Below are 19626 nucleotides of genomic sequence, written 5' to 3'. Positions count from 1 at the left end.
TGCCCCTGGTCGAAGATAATCTGCGGGAAGACGAGTCTGGGGAGTGAGGATGCACAACCGGGTAGCCCGCACATTGCTCGCCTTGAGCGCCGTACTGGCACTGCTCCTCGTCGCCCCTGCCACCACGGCGTCCGCGGATACCGTCGTCACCGGCAACTCTGTCTGCACCATGTACATGAACTCGGTCGGCTTCGGCTCGTACTGCAGCTCCGGCGAGCCGTACCTCGGTGACGGCTCACCGCCCCCGACCTGGAGGACGCGTCTCGCGGGTAGGCCGTTCGTGCCGTGCCGTGACTTCGACATCCCGCCGGGCATCAACCTGCCCAAGGCGCCGGACGGCAAGAAGTGGGTACTCCGGGTCACAATCACCGACTACAACCTGGACACCTACAACGGCGGCGACAAGGCCCATCTCGAGCGCGCTTACATGCCAGTCGACGCTGCTGAGGAAGCGCAGTGTCCGTTCCCGGACTACATGAAGGCTTTCTGGTATCGGTTTCAGACGAAATACCGAGACCCGGCGCTGCAGATCATGCCGACCTACACCCCGCGGGTAAATGTCCCGGCGTACTTCACGCTGACGCCGTATAGCTCCGAGGTCTACGAGACCGACGGTACGACGAGCAGCTACTTCAGCCCCGGGCACAACCTGACCATGCGCGGAATGGTCGTCGAGTTGACGATTGATCCCGGAGACGGGACCGCGCCGTTCAAGTGCAAGACCGGTGTGACTCCGCTGGACGACCCGACCGGGTACGACCAGACAAAGGATCCGTACAACCAGGTGAACCCATGCAAGCACATCTACACCAAGTCCAGCGCAAGTCAGCCCGACGGGATGTACACGGTCAAGCTGACGATCACGTGGGAAGTTTCGTACTGGATCGGTAAGGACCAAAACGGCTGGCACTCGATCGGTAAGGCGGACGTTCACGCCGTGCAGCGGCTTCCTGTGCAGGAAGTTGAGGCCATCGGTGGCTGATGGTGGGGGTATGGAGGAGCGATGGTAAGGACCAATGATCCGGTGCAGGCGGCGCGGTTGCCGCAGCGGCGGTCGGGGAGTCCGGGCGCGGACCGGCTGAAGGGCTTCGTCGCGCTGCTCGCGATCCTCGCGATCGTCGGCGGGGTGCCGTACGTGCTGCTGCGGTTCTTCGGTACGCCGTGGCCGGACAAGATGCCCAGCAAGAGCATGCTGTTCAGCGAGCTGAGCATCGAGACGGTGCTGGGCATCATCGCGTTCTTCATCTGGATCGCCTGGCTGCACTTCGTGATCTGCCTGATCGCGGAGGCGGTCGCGGAGGTCCGCGGCCACGGCCTTTCCCCACGGGTCCCGCTCGGCGGCGGCTCGCAGGCACTGGCCCGCCGGCTGATCGGTACCGTCGTACTGATCGCGGCCGGAGCGGGCGTCAGCCTGCCCGTCGCGAGCGCGGTGACGACGAGCGGCCCGGCCGCTCCCACCGCGGTGACCGCGCGGCACGGCAGCGGAGACTCGGCGGCCTCGCAGTTCCGCCAGACCGAGGCGTCCAGCACGATCCTCACCGGCAACAACCAGCAGGCGAAGAAGACGACGACCGGCGTACGGACGAACCACGACCACAAGGGTCAGGTCATCAAGTACACCGAGGTCCGTCCGCCGCACGGCCGGAACTACGACTGCCTCTGGGACATCGCGGAGCGGCACCTCGGCGACGGCCGCCGGTACAAGGAGATCTACGACCTCAACAAGAACAAGCTGCAGCCGGACGGCCGCCGGCTGACCAACCCGGACCTGATCATGCCGGGCTGGCAGGTGCGGCTCCCGGCCGACGCCAAGGGCCCGGGGGTGCACACGGTCCGGGTGAGCGTCGGCGACCACACCACGATGTCCACCACCGAGACCAAGACGACCACCAGGACGACCGAGACCAAGACGACCGAGACGAAGACCGTCACGAAGCCGAAGGTCACGGTCGACCACAAGACCGGTACGAAGACCACCACCGGGCCGGGGCGGTTCTCGGAGCAGGGCACCGAGAAGGGTTCCTCGCTGGGCATCGTCAGCTCGACGACGGACCCGGGCGCGAAGAACGCCAAGCCGACCTGGCCGAACGTGATTGCCGAGCCGCACGTTCCGGGTGCCGGGACGAACGAGCAGGGCGAGCCGGCCGGCGGTGGCACCCAGGTGCCGGTGGCGGTGCCGGTCGAGGCGCACAGCGGCATCAGCCTGCAGGAGGCCGGTATCTTCGGCTTCGGTGCGACGCTGCTCGCCGCCGGTCTGGCGCTGGCGCTGAAGCGGCGCCGCGGATGGGCGCAGGGCCCCGGCCCGAAGGCGGCCGGCCAGCGGCAGACCGAGATCGACCTGCGGCTGGCGGCCGACGTACCGACTGCGCAGTTCGTGGACAACGCGCTGCGCAAGCTCGGCGCGGACATGACGCAGCTGAGCCGACCGATGCCGAAGGTGGTCGCCGCGCTGGTGACCGACCGGGCGCTGACCCTGGTCCTGGACCCGTACGAGGCGCAGCCCGCCCCGCCCGGTCCGTGGCAAGCGATGGCCGAAGGCACCCGCTGGACGCTGCGGCGCGCGTACGCTCCGAACGCCGAGGTGAACGCGCCGGCGCCGTACCCGACGCTGGTCACCGTCGGTCAGAACGCGGACGGTGCGACGGTACTGATCGACGTCGACACCGCGAACGGGATCGTCGCGTTCGGGGGCGTCACGAACGCCTCCCGCGACGTGGTCGGTTCGCTGGCCGTCGAGCTGGCGACCAACCTGTGGTCGGAGGGCGCGCACATCAGCATGGTCGGGTTCGGTGACGACCTGTCCTCGCTGGCGCCGGCCCGGCTGAGCTACTGGGTCCGGCTCGACGACGCGATGGCCGAGGTCGTCCGCCGTACCGAGGCGCAGGTCCAGGCCTGCCAGCGGCGGAACACGAACTCGGTCGCCGAGGCCCGGATGACGCATCCGGACGCGGCGCTGTGGGGCGCGGAGATCATCTTCCTGTCCGCGCCGCCGTCGCCGGAGGAGCAGGACCAGCTGAACCGGCTGGCCGCGGACGCCAAGCGGTGCATCTCCGTGGTCGTGGTCGGCGACGTACTCAACTCGCCGTGGCGGTTCGTCGTGGACGAGAAGAACCAGGCCGTCTGCCGGTTGCTCGGTCTCGAGGTCGACGCGCACAGCGTCAACCCGGAGCAGTTCGCGGACCTGGTCCAGCTGTTCGACGCGGCCGAGGCGGACGCCCGGGACAAGCGCCGCTCGGAGCAGGACATGCCGGCGTACGAGTACTCGGCCATGGACCTGAGTCAGCCGGCGCCGGTCGAGGTCGACCTGCTCGGCCCGGTCGAGGTCGACGCCCGCGGGACGATCGACGAGGGCCGGATCGCGCTGTCGACGGAGATCGTTGCGTTCCTGGCCAGCCAGGACTACGGCGTGCACCCGAACGTGCTCGCCGGTGCGATCTGGCCGCGCGGCATCAGCCCGGAGCTGCGCGACGCCGCGCTCGAGCACACCCGCCGGTGGGTCGGTGTGGACGCGATGTACGCCGACGAGTCCGGCCGCTGGATGCTGAACCGCAGCGTGGTCCGGGTCGACTGGGACGTGTTCCGTACGCTGGCCAAGCAGGCGTCGATGGTGGACGACCCGCGCGGACCGCTGTCGACGGCGCTCAGCCTGGTGCACGGTCCCGCCTGGTCGAACCTGCCCGGCGGCCGCTACTCATGGCTCGCCGCGTCCGGGATCGAGCGCCGGATGGTCGAGGCCGTCGTCGACGCCGCCCTGCGGCTCGCCGAGGCGTCGCTCGGCCACAACGACGGCAACCTCGCCCGGACGGCGCTGCAGACCGGCCTGAGCTTCTCGCCGGCCTCGGAGGAACTGTGGCGCGCCACCCTCCGCCTCGCGGCCCACTTCGGTACGACGGCCGACGTCACCAACGTCGCCGGCCAGATGTACGCCGCCCTGACCAAACACGGCGGCCCCCGCGGCCCCGAAGCCGAAACCGACGCCCTCGTCGACGAACTCCTCCCCGGCTACCACCGCCCCGCCCAGGTTGCCTGACGCGCAAACGACAACCGCCCTGCACTCAATGCGCGAGTGCAGGGCGGTTCTTTGTGTGTTCTAGAGGGTGCGGGCGGACCAGGTGTCGCAGGCGGTCAGGTCGCCGGAGTCCATGCCGGTCTTGAACCACTTCATGCGTTGGGCGGCGGTGCCGTGGCTGAAGGATTCCGGGGTTACCTGGCCCTGGGTCTTCTGCTGGATGCGGTCGTCGCCGACGGAGGCGGCGGCGTCGAGGCCGCGGGCGATGTCGTCCTGGGTGAGGTCGGTGATGAGCGGCTGGCCGCTCTTGTTCGGGACCGTGGTGGCGTGGTTGGTCCAGACGCCGGCCAGGCAGTCGGCCTGGAGTTCGGAACGGACCGAGTCCGAGGTGGGGCCGTTCCGGGTCTTGATCCGGTCGAGGATGCCGTACAGGTTCTGGATGTGGTGCCCGTACTCGTGCGCCACGACGTACGCCTCGGCGAACTCGCCGCCGCGCGCGCCGAGGTCGGTCTGCAGGGTCTGGAAGAAGCCGAGGTCCAGGTACACCCGCATGTCCGGCGGGCAGTAGAACGGGCCGACCGCGCTGGTCGCCGGGCCGCAGCCGGTGTTCACCGAGCCGTCGAAGACCCGCATCGCGGCCGGCGTGTACTTCTTGCCGCGCCGGGGGAGTTCGGTGGCCCAGAAGCTCTGGATCGAGTTCTGGTAGAAGACGAACCGGCAGTCCGAGTTCGACTGCAGGTCGGAGCCCTTCTTGCAGTTGCTCAGGCTGCCCGTCGCCGTGTTCTGCGTCGCCGGTTGGTCGCTGCCACCTCCGCCTGGCAGGCCACCGGACAGCAGCAGGATCACGACCAGCAGGATGATGCCGCCGATACCGCCACCGACCGGGATCACCCCGGACGGCAGCCCACTGCGGCCGCCACCACCACTACCGCGGGTGTCCTCGACGCCACTGGTGTCGAGATCCGCGTCCGGATTGAATTTCACGGCACTTACACTAGAGCAGCCAAGCCCGCCAGTACCGCCAAGCGTAAGGACCCCTGCGAACCCCGATGATCACTGTTTCCAATCTCGAGGTTCGTGTCGGTGCTCGCCAACTGCTCGCGCCCGCGTCGTTCCGGGTCGGTCCCGGCGACAAGGTCGGGCTGGTCGGGCGCAACGGGGCCGGCAAGACCACACTGACCAAGATCCTCGCCGGTGAGGGCCTGCCGGCCAGCGGGTCGGTGACGTCCTCGGGCGAGATCGGCTACCTGCCGCAGGACCCGCGCACCGGCGACCTCGACGTACTCGCCCGGGACCGGATCCTGTCCGCCCGCGGGCTGGACGACGTCGTACGGCGGCTGCGCTCGGCCGAGAAGTCGATGGGCAGCACCGACGAGAAGACCCGCGCCAAGGGCATGCGGCGGTACGAGCGCGCCGAGGCCGACCTGCACGCCGCCGGTGGGTACGCGGCGGAGTCCGAGGCGGCCCGGATCGCCGCGAACCTCGGCCTGCCGGACCGCGTCCTCGGCCAGCCGCTGTCGACGCTCTCGGGTGGTCAGCGCCGCCGGGTCGAGCTGGCCCGGATCCTGTTCGCGCAGGCCGAGACGCTGCTGCTGGACGAGCCGACCAACCACCTGGACGCCGACTCGATCATCTGGCTGCGCGACTTCCTGAAGTCGTACGCCGGTGGTGTGATCATGATCAGCCACGACGTGAACCTGCTCGAGCAGACCGTCACCCGGGTCTTCCACCTGGACGCGAACCGCGCCGAGATCGACATCTACAACGTCGGCTGGAAGGCCTACCTGAACCAGCGCGAAACCGACGAGCGCCGCCGCAAACGCGAACGGGCGAACGCCGAGAAGAAGGCCACGCAGCTCGTCGACCAGGCGAACAAGATGCGCGCCAAGGCGACCAAGGCGACCGCCGCCCAGCAGATGCTGCGCCGCGCCGAGCAGTTGATGTCGTCGCTGGAGGACACCCGCCAGGCGGACCGCGTCGCGAAGATCGCGTTCCCGACACCGGCTCCGTGCGGCAAGACGCCGCTGATGGCGCGGGAACTGTCGAAGTCGTACGGCTCGCTCGAGATCTTCACCGACGTCGACCTGGCCATCGACAAGGGCTCGCGCGTCGTCGTACTCGGGCTGAACGGCGCCGGCAAGACCACGCTGCTGCGGATCCTCGGCGGGATCGAGAAGGCCGACACCGGCGAGATCATCGACGGCCACGGCCTCAAACTCGGGTACTACGCGCAGGAGCACGAGACGCTCGACGTCAACCGGACCGTGCTGGAGAACATGAAGTCCGCCGCCCCGGACCTGAACGAGACCCAGGCGCGCAGCGTCCTCGGCTCGTTCCTGTTCACCGGCGACGACGCCGACAAGCCCGCCCGCGTGCTCTCGGGTGGCGAGAAGACCCGGCTCGCGCTGGCGACCCTGGTCGTGTCCGCGGCGAACGTCCTGCTCCTCGACGAGCCGACCAACAACCTCGACCCGGCGTCCCGCGCGGAGGTGCTGAACGCGATCCGCTCGTACGCCGGCGCGATCGTCCTGGTCACCCACGACGAGGGCGCCGTCGAGGCCCTCGAGCCGGAGCGCGTCGTCCTGCTCCCGGACGGTGTCGAGGACCTCTGGACGAACGACTACGCCGACCTGGTCTCGCTCGCCTGACTACTTGTGAGTAATATCCACGGCATGACAGGTCTGCGACTGACGGTGGACGGGCCAGTGGCCCGGGTGGTGCTGGATCGTCCTGAGGTGCGCAACGCCCAGACGCCGGCGATGTGGGCCGAGCTGGCGGACTTCGGTACGGCGCTGCCGTCCGAGGTCCGGGTGGTCGTCGTGTCGGGGGAGGGGCAGTCGTTCTCGGCCGGGCTGGACCGCCGGCTGATCATGGGTGACAACGACCTCGGCGAGGAGCCCCTGCTCAGCCTCGGCGCGAAGCCTGCCGACGAGCTGGACGAGCTCATCGCGCACTTCCAGAGCGGCTTCTCCTGGCTGCGGAAGCCCGAGATCGTCAGCATCGCGGCAGTCCAGGGCCACGCGGTCGGCGCCGGCTTCCAGCTCGCGCTGGCCTGCGACCTGCGGGTCGTCACGCCGGACGCCCGGTTCAGCATGCGCGAGCCCGCGCTCGGTCTGGTCCCGGACCTCGGTGGTACCAAGCCGCTCGTCGAACTCGTCGGCTATGCGCGGGCGCTGGAGATCTGCGCGACCACCCGCTGGGTGGAGGCGGACGAGGCGAAGGAGCTCGGCCTGGCGAACATCGTCGTACCGGTCGACGAGCTGGCCGCGACGGTGAAGGACCTGACCGACGCGCTGCTGACCCCGCTGCCCGGAGCGATCCGCGAGACCAAGGCTTTGCTCCTCGGCGCCGCGGACCGCTCGTACGACGATCAGCTCAAGGCGGAGCGTTCCGCACAGGCCCGGCGCCTGAAGGAGCTGATCGCCGCCTTCGGCTAGTGCCAGTTGCTGACGAGTACGTCGTTCGGCGCGGGTTCGCCCTTGCCGGTTTCGACGTACTGCTTGAGGCTCATCAGGAACGTCGCCCACTTGGTGCTGCAGTGGTACATGAACTCGACCTGCTCCCGCCAGCCCTCCTGCTTGAACAGGACGATCGTGTACTCGTCGGCCCGGGACAGCGTGAAGCTGACCTGGGTACCGATCCATTCGTCGGGTCCACCAACGACCTCCCAGCGGACCAGTTCGGGTGAGGTCTCCAGCACCTTCATGTCGAACCCGTCGCCGCCCGCGCTGGCGAAACGGAACTCGATCACGCCGTCGACGTCGCCCTTGGTGTCCTCGGTCCACCAGCCGGCCAGCCCGTCGATCGTGGTCAGGGCGTCGTACACGTCCTTGGTCGGTGCGATGATGCCGACTCTGTGCAGAATGTCGCTCATGGTTCTTGCCTCTCTGTTTTCCCGATCGCCTCGGCGATCCGCTTGATGCGCTGCAGCCGCCGGTCCCAGGTCTGGGTGACGTCGAACAGCTGGTCGATGGCGTGGGCGAGGCGTGCCTCGTCCACGGTGTAGCGGCGTTCCCGGCCGGACGGCGCGGAGTGCGCGAGCCCGGCGCGTTCGAGCACGCCGAGATGTTTGGCGACCGCCTGCCGGGTGACCGGAAGCCGCTCGCTGAGACTGGTCGCCGTACCGCCGCCGTCCGCGAGCAGCAGGTCGAGCATCCGCCGTCTGGTCGGGTCGCCGATCGCCGACCAGAGCTCGTCGTCGATCACGGCCTGGCGGCCAGCCGGGCCACGTACGGCGCGATCCGGGGCAGGAAGTAGTCCCAGCCCTCGGTGTGGTCCGCGAGTACCGCGTCGGACTTGGCGGCCTCGTCGTACCCGGTCTCGGCGAACCGGAGCAGTGTGCCGCCGTCGACCGGGACCAGGTCGAACGTCACCAGCACCGAGTTCTCCGGGGTCGCGGTCTCGCCCTCGTAGTCCCAGCGGAACGCGAACCGGCGCGGCGGCTGGGCCTCGACCACGGTGAGCGCGACGGTCATCATGCCGTCGTCCCGCTTGAAGCCGATCGTTCCGGTAGTGCCGGTGACCGGCTTGAGGTCGGCCTCGTCCGGCCACCACTCGCGCAGGTGCTCGGGCGAGCTGACCACCTCGTAGACGACCTCCGGCGCCGCCTCGACCCGAATCTCCCGCTCGATGCTCCTGCTCATGGCCCCTCATTCCTTTCGCAACCTTTGGTTGCTCATGACTGTAGACCAGGTCCGGCCGGATGCGCAACCAAAAGTTGCGGGAAGTGTGTTCTGTCCCCGGCTGTTGAGAAGATGCAGTACGAAGAGAGGCGGCAGTATGTCGATGATGGGTGGGATGGCCGCGGCCGGCTGGCGGCGTCAGGACGCGTCGATCGTCGGGCGCAAGCTGGCGAAGGGCACGGTGCGGCGGATCCTGAAGTTCGCGCGCCCGTTCCGGTGGCAGATCACCGCGTTCCTGGTGCTGGTGATCCTGTCCGCGTTCCTGGTGATCGCGTCGCCGCTGCTGTTCAAGAAGATCGTCGACGACGGCATCACCAAGGGGAACGCGGGCCTGGTGACCGCGCTGGCGCTGGTGGTCGCGCTGCTCGCCGTTGTGGAGGCGGTGCTCGGCCTGGTGCAGCGGTCGTTCTCGGCGCGGATCGGTGAGGGACTGATCTACGACCTGCGGACGAAGGTGTACGCGCACGTCCAGCGGATGCCGGTCGCGTTCTTCACCCGGACGCAGACCGGTGCGCTCGTGTCGCGCCTCAACAACGACGTGATCGGCGCCCAGCAGGCCTTCACCAGCACGCTGTCCGGCGTCGTCTCGAACATCATCAGCCTGATCCTCGTGGTCGGGGCGATGCTCGCGCTGAGCTGGCAGCTGACCGTGGTCGCGATCCTGCTGCTGCCGGTCTTCCTGATCCCGGCCCGCATTCTCGGCCGCCGGCTGGCCGCGATGACCCGCGAGCAGATGAACCTGAACGCCGAGATGTCGTCCGCGATGACCGAGCGGTTCAGCGTCAGCGGCGCGCTGCTGGTCACGCTGTTCGGGCACCCGGCGCTGGAGGAGCGCGACTTCGGCGAACGCGCCGGACGGGTTCGCGACCTGGGGATCCGGATCGCGATGCTCGGCCGGGTGTTCTTCACGGCGCTCACGCTGGTCGCGGCGCTCGCGACGGCCTTGGTGTACGGCGTGGGCGGCAACCTGGCCGTCCGCCAGACGTTGACCGTCGGCACGCTGCTCGCGCTCGTCGCTCTGCTCGGCCGGTTGTACGGCCCGCTGACCGCGCTGTCGAACGTACGTGTCGACGTGATGACCGCGCTCGTGTCGTTCGAGCGCGTCTTCGAGGTGCTCGACCTGGAGCCGATGATCAAGGACGCGCCCGACGCGGAGCCGCTGCCGGACGACGCGGCGAGCGTGGAGTTCGACCATGTCGCGTTCGCGTATCCGACCGCCGAGCAGGTCTCACTGGCCAGCCTCGAGTCGGTGGCGGTGTTGGACAAGCGGGCGTCGGCGCAGGTGCTCGACGACGTGAGCTTCGTCGTGGAGCCCGGCCAGATGATCGCGCTGGTAGGCCCGTCCGGCGCCGGCAAGACCACCATCACCAACCTTGTGGCTCGCTTGTACGACGTGACCGGGGGAGAGGTGCGTATCGGCGGGCACGACGTTCGCGGGGTCACTCTGCAGTCGCTGCACGACACGATCGGGTACGTGACGCAGGACGCGCACATGTTCCATGACACGATCCGCGCGAACCTGCTGTACGCCAAGCCGGAAGCTCTCGAGGAAGAGATGGTGGCGGCGTTGAAGGCCGCGCAGATCTGGGAGCTGGTGTCGGGGCTGCCGGACGGGCTGGACACGGTGGTCGGCGATCGCGGGCACCGGCTGTCCGGTGGCGAACGGCAACGACTCGCGATCGCCCGGTTGTTGCTCAAGGCACCGAAGATCGTGGTCCTCGACGAGGCGACCGCGCACCTGGACTCCGAGTCCGAGGTCGCCGTCCAGCGGGCGCTGGACACCGCGCTCGAAGGCCGGACGTCGCTGGTGATCGCGCACCGGCTGTCAACGGTGCGGAACGCGGACCTGATCCTGGTCGTTGACCACGGCAACATCATCGAGCGCGGCACGCACGATCAGCTGCTCGCCTTGGGTGGCGAGTACGCCGATCTGTACCACACGCAGTTCAAGGAATCCGGTACAGCTGCAGGTGTCTGATCTGTTCTCACTTGCGTGGTTCTGCTCCAGCGCTGGTCCGCGACTCGTACTCCAGCAGGTGCAGCACGGGGACGCCGAGGTGCCGGCGCGCCGAGTTGGTCCAGTCCAGATGGAAGAACTCGGCGACGATGTGCGGCCGGGTCAGGATGATGACCTCCTGACCGTGCACGTGCTGGACGGTCGCGACCAGCGCGTCGATCGGCCGGTCGTGCGAGATGCCGCCCTCGGCGTTCTGCCCGAGGTCACGGAGCCGCTGCACGCTGCGTCCGCTGCAGCCCTTGGCCTCGGTGTCGATCGCCTTCTGCGCCTCCGCCAGGTCCTGCCGCTGCCCGGCGAGGCCCGGGCCGTAGAGGTCCGCCGTACCGAGCGCGCTGATCGACGCCTCGACACCGGCTTCCGCGTTGTGGCACGGCACGAGCACGTGGTACTTGACCGGCTCGGGCATGTCCTGGTGAAGTTCGACGACCCGTCTCGCGTCCGGCTCGGACAGTTCCTGTTCGACAAGCAGTACGACGTCGTACATCGCGCCACCTCCGCTTACCAGTCGGTATGCGTCCATAGTGCCCCGGTCTGCGGAGAAAGTATTCAACTGAATCGTTGCAGTCTCCGTCTTCCGTACGTGCGGAGCGCGCGGAGCAGGTCCACCTCGCGGAACGCGGGCCAGTACAGGTCGCAGAACTCGATGTCCGACCGGGTCGCCTGCCACAGCAGGAAGTCCGACATCCGCAGCTCGCCGCTGGTCCGGATGACGAGCTCGGGGTCGGGCAGACCCGGAACGTACAAGTGCCGCCCGATCTCCTCCTCGCTGAGCGCGTCCGCCACCTCCTCGAGCGACCGCCCGTCCGCCGCGGCGTCGTCCAGAACCGCGCGTACGGCGTCCACTACCTCGAGCCGCCCCGAGTAGCCGATCGCAAGCGTCAGGTCACCGGCGTCACGATCCCGGCTGAGCTCGACGGCCTCCTTCAACGCCCGAGCCGTTGAATCGGGCAACAAATCCAACTGGCCCGCGACCTGCAGCCGCCAGCGGTGGTCGCGCCGTACGTGCTCGGCCAGCACGCTCTCGGTCAGCTCCATGAGGTAGTCGACCTCGGCCGAATCGCGTTTGCGCATGTTGTCGGCCGACGCGACCCACGCGGTGACGCAGGTGATCCCGGCGTCCGCGCTCCACTGCAGGAACTGCTCCAGGTGCTTCGCCCCGAAGCGATGACCGACGCGTACGTCGTCGTACCCGGCGCCGCGAGCCCAGCGCCGGTTGCCGTCCATCACGATCGCGACATGGCTCGGTTTGGGCAGGCCTTTGAGCTGGCGCCGGAGCCTGCGCGTGTAGAGCGAGTACAGCATCAGCGTTGGGCGCTGGAGAGGACGTCGGCCAGGTCGAACTTCACCGGCTCCTCCAGTTGCTCGTACGTGCAGGACTCCGGCGTGCGGTCCGGGCGCCAGCGGACGAACTGGGCGGTGTGCCGGAAGCGGATGCCTTCCATGTGGTCGTACCGGACCTCGACGACCAGCTCCGGGCGCAGCGGTGTGAACGACAGGTCCTTGCCCGCCTGCCAGCGGCTGCCTTCGGCGTTCCGCGGCGTACGGACGCCTTCCTCCTGCTTCGCCCACGCCCACGGGTGCTCGTCGAACGTCGTGACCAGCGGCTGCATCTCCTCGAACAGCTCCTTGCGGCGCTCCATCGGGAACGCGCCGATCACGCCGACGCTGGCCAGCGTGCCGTCGTCGTTGTACAGCCCGAGCAGCAGCGAGCCGATCCGGTCCGGGCCGGACTTGTGCAGGCGGTACCCGGCGACGACGCAGTCCGCCGTACGTTCCGGCTTGATCTTGAACATCGTCCGCTTGTCCGGGATGTACAGCCCGTCCAGCGGCTTCGCTATCAGGCCGTCCAGGCCGGCGCCCTCGAACTGCTCGAACCACTGCGCCGCGGTGTCGTGGTCAGCGGTCGCGGGCGTGACGTGGATCGGCTCCTTGACGTTCGCCAGCGCGTCGAGCAGCGCCGTACGGCGTTCGCTGAAGGGGCGCTCGGTGTAGTCGTCGTCGCCGAGCGCCAGCAGGTCGAACGCGACGAACCGGGCCGGGGTCTTCTCGGAGAGCATGTTCACCCGGCTCGCGGCCGGGTGGATGCGCTGCTGCAGCACCTCGAAGTCGAGCCGGTCGCCGGACGCGCCGATCACGATGATCTCGCCGTCGATCGCGCAGCGCTCCGGCAGGTTCGCCTTCACCGCCTCGACCAGCTCGGGGAAGTACCGCGTCATCGGCTTCTCGTTCCGGCTGCCGATCTCCACCTCGTCGCCGTCGCGGAAGATGATCGACCGGAACCCGTCCCACTTCGGCTCGTAGGACATCGCCCCGCGCGGGATCTCCTTCACCGGCTTGGCGAGCATCGGCTTGACCGGCGGCATCACAGGCAGTCGCATCCCGTCATTGTGTCCCACCCCACGGACACTTCCCAGGTGGACAGCTGCCCGAGTCGCCTCGGACAATGCCTGTATGAGCACGATCGGGGTGGGTACGCGTCCGTCGGACGCGGAGCGTGACCGTGCCCTGGCCGTACTCCGCGACGGCGCCGGCTCCGGCCGCCTGTCCCACGACACGTTCGTCCGGCGGATGAACGTCGTACTCCGGGCCCGCACCAACGGCGAACTGGCCGACGTCCTGCGCGACCTTCCCACCGGCGAATCCCGCTTCGGTTCGTGGATCCGGACTGTCCGATCAAAGCTCCCACGGCTCTCCTTCACACGCCGGCTTAGTGGTGCCGAGGACGCTCATCGCGGGCCGACTCCGAGTGGCGCGCTGGATGCCCGCCGGGCGTCCGGTGGGCGTCGGCGGTCTTGGGTCGATGCGGTGCCTCGGCTGAGCCTCGTTCGGGAGGTGCCGGCTCCGCCCGCGCCCGCCCTTGCGTTGCCCGCGCCTGGGTCGTCGACCGTACGGGTGGGGCGTGGGCCGGGGGCGACCCTCCGGCTCGGGGACGAGACCGTGTCGCGGTGCCACGCCGAGTTGCGGTACGTGGACGACGGCTGGATGCTCCGCGACCTCGGCTCGATGAACGGCACCTGCGTGAACGACCGGCGGATCACCACCACGGTCCACGTCCGCCCGGGCGACCGGGTCAGCTTCGGCGCGGTCGTCTTCACGCTGACGTACGAGCCGTAACGACTTGCATCCGGTACTTCGGTACGGGTTTACCGTCGACTCATGGACGAAACCTGGGTACCGGACGCCTGCACCCTCCCTACGGCCGAGCAACCGCTGCGGCTGGCCGAGTTCGATCAGCTCTTCGCGACGTACCTCCGGCGAGCGAACCGCGTCGACGACCGGACCCTCGACCTGACGCTCGATCCCGTTGCACACGCCACCGCTATGGACCTCATCGCCCGCGAGTCAGCCTGCTGCTCGTCCTTCACCTTCAGCCTTACGGGCGCGCTCAACCTCCGCATCACAGTCCCACCCGCACACACCGCCGTACTGGACGGCCTGACGGCCCGGCTATGAAACCCAGCGAAGTAGCAGCCGCCGCCGGCGTGAACCTGCAAACCCTCAGGTACTACGAACGCCGCGGCCTGCTCGACCAACCCAGCCGCAGCCTCGGCGGGCACCGCATCTACCCGGCCGAAGTCGTCACCACCTTGCGCGTCATCAAGGCGGCCCAGCGCCTCGGCTTCACGCTCGCCGAGGTGTCCGAGCTCCTCGACACCGCGCGACATCGGCACCGGCGCGGCGAGGGAGCCGGACTCCAGACACGCGCCCGGGAGAAACTGGCGGACGTGGAAGCAAAGCTCGCCGACCTCACGGTCATCGCCGAAACACTACGCGCCGGCATCACCGCCGGCTGCGACGACCTGGAGACCTGCGCAGCTGACCCCGACTGCCCCCTCCCGTTCACCAGCCTCGGCGTGACCGGCGAGCGCACGAGATCCGTACTGATCCCGTCGCGCCGCGGCGGTGGCCGGTGACGGTACTGCGGTCCATCCTGCTCTTCGTGCTGGCCGCCATCGCGGAGATCGGCGGCGCCTGGCTGATCTGGCAGGGCTGGCGGGAACACCGCGGTGTGCTCTGGATCGCCGGCGGAATAGTTGCCCTAGGCGCCTACGGCTTCGTCGCCACCTTCCAGCCCGACCCCAACTTCGGCCGCATCCTCGCCGCGTACGGCGGCATCTTCGTAGCCGGCTCCCTCGCCTGGGGCATGCTCATCGACCACTTCAAACCCGACCGCTACGACCTCACCGGAGCCGCCCTATGCCTCCTCGGCGTAGCCGTCATCATGTACGCCCCCCGAGGCACCTGACATGTGCCGGTCACGGCTCAAGCTGAAGTTGGTTGGCCGGGGTCGATGATGGCGGGGTGGGCTTCGGGGCGGGTGGGCCACCAGGGGCGGGTGGCGGTGTTGGTGGTGATGGTGTGGCGGTAGGTGGTGACGAAGGCTTGGTGGATGGCGTCGACGGTTTGCTGGTCCACGGTGTCGGAGCGGTAGCGGAGGGCCCGGCGCCACAGCAGGGGCTGGCCGGACAGCGGCTTGACGACCGTACGGGGGAGGTCGCGGACCGTCGGTGCGCACAGGCTCACGCCGCGGCCGGCGCCGATGAGTTGTTCGATCTCGGTGGTGTCGAGGTTGGCGTACCGGAAGTCGGGAACGAAGCCGGCCTGTTCGCACGCGTCGCGCAGATAGGCGAGGTCGCCGTCCTCCTTCCCGGCGGGTGGGGAGATCCACACGTCGTCCGCGAGGTCCGCCAGTGCGACCTCGTCGGCATCGGCCAGCCGGTGGTCGGCGGGGAGCACGACCGCGAACGGCTCCGGGAACACCATCGTCTGCTCCCGTACGCCCTGCGGGCACGGCGGCGCGTGCGCGTCGTCGCAGCGGCCGAGCAGGACGATGTCCAGTACGTCCGCCGCCAGTAGTTCCGTGAGTACGGCGCACGACGGATCGACCTGCGTACTGATCTCCCGCGCCGGCAGCGCCTCCTCGACCCGGGACAACCACTCCCCGAACATCACCGTCCGCACGGACCCGAGCCGCAGCGGCCCGGACCCGGACGTGTAGCGCCGACTCGACCCGATCAGCTCGTCCATGTCGGAGAGCATCGCCCGCGCCCGGATGAGCACGTGCCGCCCGAGCGGCGTTGCCACCACGCCGTGCGTACCTCGCTCGAACAGCGGCCCGCCGATGGCGCCCTCGATCCGGCGCAACTGCGCGGTCAGTGACGGCTGCGAGACACCGAGGCTGGCCGCGGCCTTGGAGACGCTGCCGGTGTCCGCGAGTCGGCAGACGGCCCGCAGATGCCGTAGTTCGAGCTCCATAGCGGGAACGTTATGCCCTGCTGGGATATCACAGCCATCACGTACCGGTGTCAATGTTCTGGCATGGCGTACCGCCCCGCCCATCGACGAGAGGAACGGTCCTGTGAGCGACATGTACAGCGACTTCGCCGGCTGACACCGCAGTGCCGGACCCCGGAGCCGCATCCACCAGGGTGGCTCCGGGGTTCAGGTGGTGAGGACGACCTTGCCGGTTGTCTCTCGGTTCTCGAGCGCGCGGTGGGCCGCTGCTGCGTCGGACAGCGGGAAGACCGTTGTCAGGGCCTGCCACCGGCCGCTGGTGGTTTCTTCCAGGGCGGCGGCTTCCAGGGTGCGGAGTTGGCGGGCCATCTTCGCGCCCAAGGCCCAGCCGACGGTCAGTCCTCGGGCCATCAGGTCTTTGTGGGTGAACTCGATCGGGCCGCCGCCGGACCAGCCGAAGAGGAGGGCTCGGGCGCCGGGGGAGAGTAAGCCGAAGGCTTGTTGGCCGTTGGGGCCGCCAACGCCGTCGAGGAGGACGGTGATCTCCTGGTCGCCCAAGGCGTCCTTCAGGATCTGCGGCCAGTCCGGGTTGCGGTAGTCGACGGCGTACTGCGCTCCGAGGGAGCGGACGAGTTCTACCTTCTCCGGGCCGCCGGCGAGGCCGATGGCGACGGCGCCGACGTTGCGGGCGGCCTGGATCAGGTAGCTGCCGATTCCGCCGGCGGCGGAGGTGATGAGTACGACGTCTTCCATCGTGAGGCGTGCTTGCTGGAGGATGCCGGCGGTGGTGCGGCCGGTGCCGATGGCGGCGACGGCCTGGGCGGCGTCGACGTGATCCGGCAACTCGTAGAGGGACTCGACCTTGGCGACGGCGCGTTCGGCGTAGCCGCCGGGGACCATGCCGAGGTGTACGACGACGCGCTTGCCGATCCACAACGGGTCCACGTCCGGGCCGACCGCGGACACCCGGCCCGCGATCTCACGTCCCGGGATGGTCGGCAACGACGGCACCGGGATCGGGCTGTCGCCGGTGGAGCCGGCCCGGATCATCGTGTCGACGAGGTGGACCCCCGCCGCCTCGACGTCGACGAGGACCGTGCCGGTGGACGGGGTCGGGTCGGGCACGTCCTCGTAGACGAGGTTCTCCGCCGGGCCGAATGCGTGCAGTCTGATCGCTTTCACACCGGGAAACGCTAGAACCTCAACATGAGTTGAGGTCAACAACCGCGGACCGCCAGGCCATCACGATCGACTCGCCGCCGCGTTACCCCGCGGGGATGCGTGCCATCGGCACGATTGTGATGGCCTGGACGTCCAGCAATCATCAACCGCGCGACACGCCGCGGGTTGGTGAGTGTCACACGTCCGCGCCGAGGAAGTTCTGCAACCAGCGGCCGCTCTTCTTCACGATGCGCTGCTGGGTCGCGTAGTCGACGTACACGATCCCGAAGCGACGGCTGTAGCCCCAGGCCCACTCGAAGTTGTCGAGCAGCGACCACGCGAAGTACCCCTTCAGCGGGAACCCTTCGCCCACGAGGTCCTTGCACACGGCAACGTGTTGCCGCAGGTAGTCGAGCCGCTCGTCGTCCTCGACCTCGCCGTCCGCGGTGACGACATCCGGGTACGCCGACCCGTTCTCGGTCACGTACAACGGCAGCCCGGGTGCGAGCTTGTTGATCGCGACCAGGATGTCGCGCAGTCCGGAGGCCTGGATCGGCCAGCCCATCTGGGTCTTCGGCAGACCGGTGTCGACGGCAACGACGTTCTCGCTGCCGGGTTGCGGCGACGGCCCGGGCGTCGAGATCGGCCCGTCCGGCGCGGCGACCGTGGTCGGGCAGTAGTAGTTCACGCCGAGGAAGTCGAGCGGTGCCCCGATCAACGGCAGGTCCGCCTCCTGCGCCGCGAACCACTCCGTCATCCCGGTGTCTTCCAGTACGTCGGCCGGGTACTGCCCCGACAGCAGCGGTTCCAAGAACAGCCGGTTCCGCAGGCCGTCGATCCGCCGCGCGGCGTCGCGGTCGGCGGGGGAGTCGGACGCGGGATGGATCGGCGCCGGGTTCAGCGCGATGCCGTACGTCGAACCCGCCGAACCCGTCGAACCCGCAGGGCGGATCGCGTCCAGCGCCAGCCCGTGCCCGAGCAGCAGGTGGTGCGCCGCCTTCAACGCGTCCGCGCCGACGGTCCGCCCCGGCGCGTGCTCCCCGTTCCCGTACCCGAGGAAGGCCGAGCACCACGGCTCGTTCAGCGTGATCCAGTGCTTGACGACGTCCGACAACCCGTCGTGCACAACCACGGCGTAGTCGCGGAACCGCTCGGCCGTATCGCGGACAAGCCAGCCGCCGGCATCCTCGAGCGGCTGTGGCAGGTCCCAGTGGTAGAGCGTCGCGTACGGGGTCACGCCGTTCGCCAGGCACGCCTCCGCCAGCCGCCGGTAGAAGTCCAGGCCGGCCGGGTTCACCACGCCGTCCGGCATGATCCGCGGCCAGGCGATCGAGAACCGGTACGCGTTCAGCCCGAGGTCCGCCAGCAGCCGGATGTCCTCGGCGAAACGGTGGTAGTGGTCGACGGCGACGTCGCCGTTCGTACCGTCGGAGATCCGGCCTGGGGTGTGCGCGAACGTGTCCCAGATGCTCGGCCCGCGGCCGTCCGCCGAGACCGCACCCTCGACCTGGTACGACGCGGTCGCCGCGCCCCAGGTGAACCCGCTCGGGAAGCCGTTCGTCACGTCGTCTCCTTCTCCACCCAGTACTGCTTGTCCGGAAGCAGGCTAGCTAACCGGTTAAGCAGTTCGTCCGGGAGGTCCGCATCGCGGGCGGCCAGCAGCGCGTCGACGCGGGCCGGCTTGGTGATCCCGACGACCGTTCCGGCGATCCCCGGGTCGTCGATGGAGTGCCGCAGCGCGGCGGTCGCGAGCTCGACGCCGTACTCGCGGCAGGCCGCGGACATCTCCGCCACGGCCTCGAGCAGGCCGGGCGGCGCCTCGCGGTAGGCGTACTTCGTCGCGCCGCCCGGGTTCGCCAGGATCCCGCCGCCGTAGATCGCCGCGTTGACGACCGCGATGCCCTCTGCTCGCGCCCGCTCGAAAATGCCAAGCGCGGAGTGGTCGACCAGGCTCCACCGGTTGTGCACGAGCAGTACTTCGAAACCGCCGAGGTCGAGGTACCGCGACAGCTCCCGGGTGTCGCCACCCGCCAGGCCGACGTGCCCGATCTCGCCGTCGGCGCGCAGCTGCATCAACGTATCGACCGCGTCCCGCATGTAGTCGAAGTCGTGGAACTCCGGGTCGTGCAGGTAGACCAGCGGAAGGTCGTCCAGCCCGAGCCGTTCCTTGCTCTCGGCAACACTCGCACGGACCCTCGCACCTGAGTAGTCACCATCTCGAGCGTCCACCTTGGTTGCTACCAGAAAGCCGTCAGGGAGGCCGCCGTACTCGCGGATCGCCTGGCCGATCCGGGTCTCGCTGGTGCCGTCGCCGTACCCGTTCGAGGTGTCGATCCAGGTCAGCGGGCTGTCGAACACCCGCAGGACCAGGTCGACCGCCTCCTGCGCGGTGACGTCGTACCCGAAGACGGCGGGCATGCCCGCGATACCGCTGCCGCCGGCGCAGACGGCCGAGACGGTCAGGCCGGTGCCGCCGAGCGGACGGAGCCAGTTGTTGGTCATACGTTGAAGGCTAGGCTGCG

Annotated in this window: 20 protein-coding genes; 9 read left to right on the top strand and 11 right to left on the bottom strand. The window is 69.0% G+C overall.

The features are described 5' to 3' along the window. The first annotated feature begins 49 nt into the window (after positions 1-49). Both ACZ5BU_RS11635 and ACZ5BU_RS11630 read left to right on the top strand, forming a co-directional pair. Positions 50-982, top strand: a complete 933-nt coding sequence (locus tag ACZ5BU_RS11635; RefSeq protein WP_465697870.1) for a hypothetical protein — start codon at positions 50-52, stop codon at positions 980-982. Positions 983-1003: 21 nt separating this feature from the next. After that, on the top strand, positions 1004-4030 hold the full coding sequence (locus ACZ5BU_RS11630) for a hypothetical protein (RefSeq protein WP_465697868.1): 3027 nt from the start codon (positions 1004-1006) through the stop codon (positions 4028-4030). A gap of 60 nt (positions 4031-4090) precedes the next feature. Here the strand turns inward: ACZ5BU_RS11630 and ypfJ are convergent, their stop codons facing one another. After that, positions 4091-4993 (bottom strand): KPN_02809 family neutral zinc metallopeptidase, encoded by a 903-nt coding sequence (gene ypfJ, locus ACZ5BU_RS11625; protein WP_465697866.1) that lies wholly within the window; start codon positions 4991-4993, stop codon positions 4091-4093. A 65-nt stretch (positions 4994-5058) separates the two neighbouring features. On the opposite strand from ypfJ, the gene abc-f reads away from it, so the two are divergent. After that, complete coding sequence (gene abc-f / locus ACZ5BU_RS11620; protein ID WP_465697864.1) at positions 5059-6657, top strand: ribosomal protection-like ABC-F family protein; 1599 nt, start codon at positions 5059-5061, stop codon at positions 6655-6657. A 24-nt stretch (positions 6658-6681) separates the two neighbouring features. Then, a complete protein-coding gene (locus ACZ5BU_RS11615; RefSeq protein ID WP_465697862.1) occupies positions 6682-7446 on the top strand; it encodes an enoyl-CoA hydratase/isomerase family protein in 765 nt (254 codons plus the stop codon). On the opposite strand, the gene ACZ5BU_RS11610 is transcribed toward ACZ5BU_RS11615, so the two are convergent. From ACZ5BU_RS11610 to ACZ5BU_RS11600, 3 genes are read right to left on the bottom strand one after another with little or no spacing between them, the layout of a single operon-like run. Further along, positions 7443-7883: an SRPBCC family protein gene (locus ACZ5BU_RS11610; protein ID WP_465697861.1), complete on the bottom strand. Its 441-nt coding sequence runs from the start codon at positions 7881-7883 to the stop codon at positions 7443-7445. The genes ACZ5BU_RS11615 and ACZ5BU_RS11610 overlap by 4 nt on opposite strands. Further along, positions 7880-8215: an ArsR/SmtB family transcription factor gene (locus tag ACZ5BU_RS11605; protein ID WP_465697859.1), complete on the bottom strand. Its 336-nt coding sequence runs from the start codon at positions 8213-8215 to the stop codon at positions 7880-7882. The genes ACZ5BU_RS11610 and ACZ5BU_RS11605 overlap by 4 nt, the downstream gene beginning before the upstream one ends. Beyond that, positions 8212-8652 (bottom strand): SRPBCC domain-containing protein, encoded by a 441-nt coding sequence (locus tag ACZ5BU_RS11600; protein ID WP_465697857.1) that lies wholly within the window; start codon positions 8650-8652, stop codon positions 8212-8214. Before ACZ5BU_RS11600 ends, ACZ5BU_RS11605 begins: the two co-directional genes overlap by 4 nt. Before the next feature lie 142 nt (positions 8653-8794). On the opposite strand from ACZ5BU_RS11600, the gene ACZ5BU_RS11595 reads away from it, so the two are divergent. After that, complete coding sequence (locus ACZ5BU_RS11595; RefSeq protein ID WP_465699246.1) at positions 8795-10669, top strand: ABC transporter ATP-binding protein; 1875 nt, start codon at positions 8795-8797, stop codon at positions 10667-10669. Positions 10670-10676: 7 nt separating this feature from the next. On the opposite strand, the gene ACZ5BU_RS11590 is transcribed toward ACZ5BU_RS11595, so the two are convergent. From ACZ5BU_RS11590 to ACZ5BU_RS11580, 3 genes are all read right to left on the bottom strand, one after another. Then, positions 10677-11192 (bottom strand): hypothetical protein, encoded by a 516-nt coding sequence (locus ACZ5BU_RS11590; protein ID WP_465697855.1) that lies wholly within the window; start codon positions 11190-11192, stop codon positions 10677-10679. A gap of 62 nt (positions 11193-11254) precedes the next feature. Next, complete coding sequence (gene uppS / locus ACZ5BU_RS11585; RefSeq protein ID WP_465697853.1) at positions 11255-12010, bottom strand: polyprenyl diphosphate synthase; 756 nt, start codon at positions 12008-12010, stop codon at positions 11255-11257. Next, the gene (locus tag ACZ5BU_RS11580; RefSeq protein ID WP_465697851.1) at positions 12010-13086 is read right to left on the bottom strand and encodes an ATP-dependent DNA ligase; all 1077 of its coding nucleotides are present in this window, start codon (positions 13084-13086) and stop codon (positions 12010-12012) included. The genes uppS and ACZ5BU_RS11580 overlap by 1 nt, the downstream gene beginning before the upstream one ends. 73 nt (positions 13087-13159) lie before the next feature. Here ACZ5BU_RS11580 and ACZ5BU_RS11575 point away from each other — a divergent pair, with 73 nt between their 5' ends. From ACZ5BU_RS11575 to ACZ5BU_RS11560, 4 genes are read left to right on the top strand one after another with little or no spacing between them, the layout of a single operon-like run. Continuing rightward, a complete protein-coding gene (locus tag ACZ5BU_RS11575; protein ID WP_465697849.1) occupies positions 13160-13822 on the top strand; it encodes an FHA domain-containing protein in 663 nt (220 codons plus the stop codon). Positions 13823-13864: 42 nt separating this feature from the next. Then, positions 13865-14161 carry a hypothetical protein gene (locus ACZ5BU_RS11570; protein ID WP_465697847.1) on the top strand — a complete coding sequence of 99 codons (297 nt, stop codon included), beginning with the start codon at positions 13865-13867 and terminating at the stop codon, positions 14159-14161. Further along, positions 14158-14622, top strand: coding sequence for a MerR family transcriptional regulator (locus ACZ5BU_RS11565; RefSeq protein WP_465697845.1), 465 nt, complete (start codon positions 14158-14160; stop codon positions 14620-14622). The genes ACZ5BU_RS11570 and ACZ5BU_RS11565 overlap by 4 nt, the downstream gene beginning before the upstream one ends. Then, on the top strand, positions 14619-14954 hold the full coding sequence (locus ACZ5BU_RS11560) for a YnfA family protein (protein WP_465697843.1): 336 nt from the start codon (positions 14619-14621) through the stop codon (positions 14952-14954). The genes ACZ5BU_RS11565 and ACZ5BU_RS11560 overlap by 4 nt, the downstream gene beginning before the upstream one ends. 17 nt (positions 14955-14971) lie before the next feature. On the opposite strand, the gene ACZ5BU_RS11555 is transcribed toward ACZ5BU_RS11560, so the two are convergent. The 4 genes from ACZ5BU_RS11555 to ACZ5BU_RS11540 all read right to left on the bottom strand — a co-directional run bounded on the left by ACZ5BU_RS11555 (position 14972) and on the right by ACZ5BU_RS11540 (position 19606). Then, positions 14972-15964 carry a LysR family transcriptional regulator gene (locus ACZ5BU_RS11555; RefSeq protein ID WP_465697841.1) on the bottom strand — a complete coding sequence of 331 codons (993 nt, stop codon included), beginning with the start codon at positions 15962-15964 and terminating at the stop codon, positions 14972-14974. A gap of 186 nt (positions 15965-16150) precedes the next feature. Continuing rightward, a complete protein-coding gene (locus ACZ5BU_RS11550) occupies positions 16151-17125 on the bottom strand; it encodes a zinc-binding dehydrogenase (RefSeq protein ID WP_465697839.1) in 975 nt (324 codons plus the stop codon). Between the two features lie 175 nt (positions 17126-17300). Beyond that, on the bottom strand, positions 17301-18668 hold the full coding sequence (locus tag ACZ5BU_RS11545) for a GH1 family beta-glucosidase (RefSeq protein WP_465697837.1): 1368 nt from the start codon (positions 18666-18668) through the stop codon (positions 17301-17303). Next, positions 18665-19606, bottom strand: coding sequence for an aldo/keto reductase (locus ACZ5BU_RS11540; protein WP_465697835.1), 942 nt, complete (start codon positions 19604-19606; stop codon positions 18665-18667). The genes ACZ5BU_RS11545 and ACZ5BU_RS11540 overlap by 4 nt, the downstream gene beginning before the upstream one ends. Between the last annotated feature and the right edge of the window lie 20 nt (positions 19607-19626).

It is taken from the genome of Kribbella sp. NPDC031520 (assembly GCF_055580825.1).
Note: the sequence above shows the minus strand (reverse complement) of the source record. Positions and strands in the feature narration are given on the sequence as shown.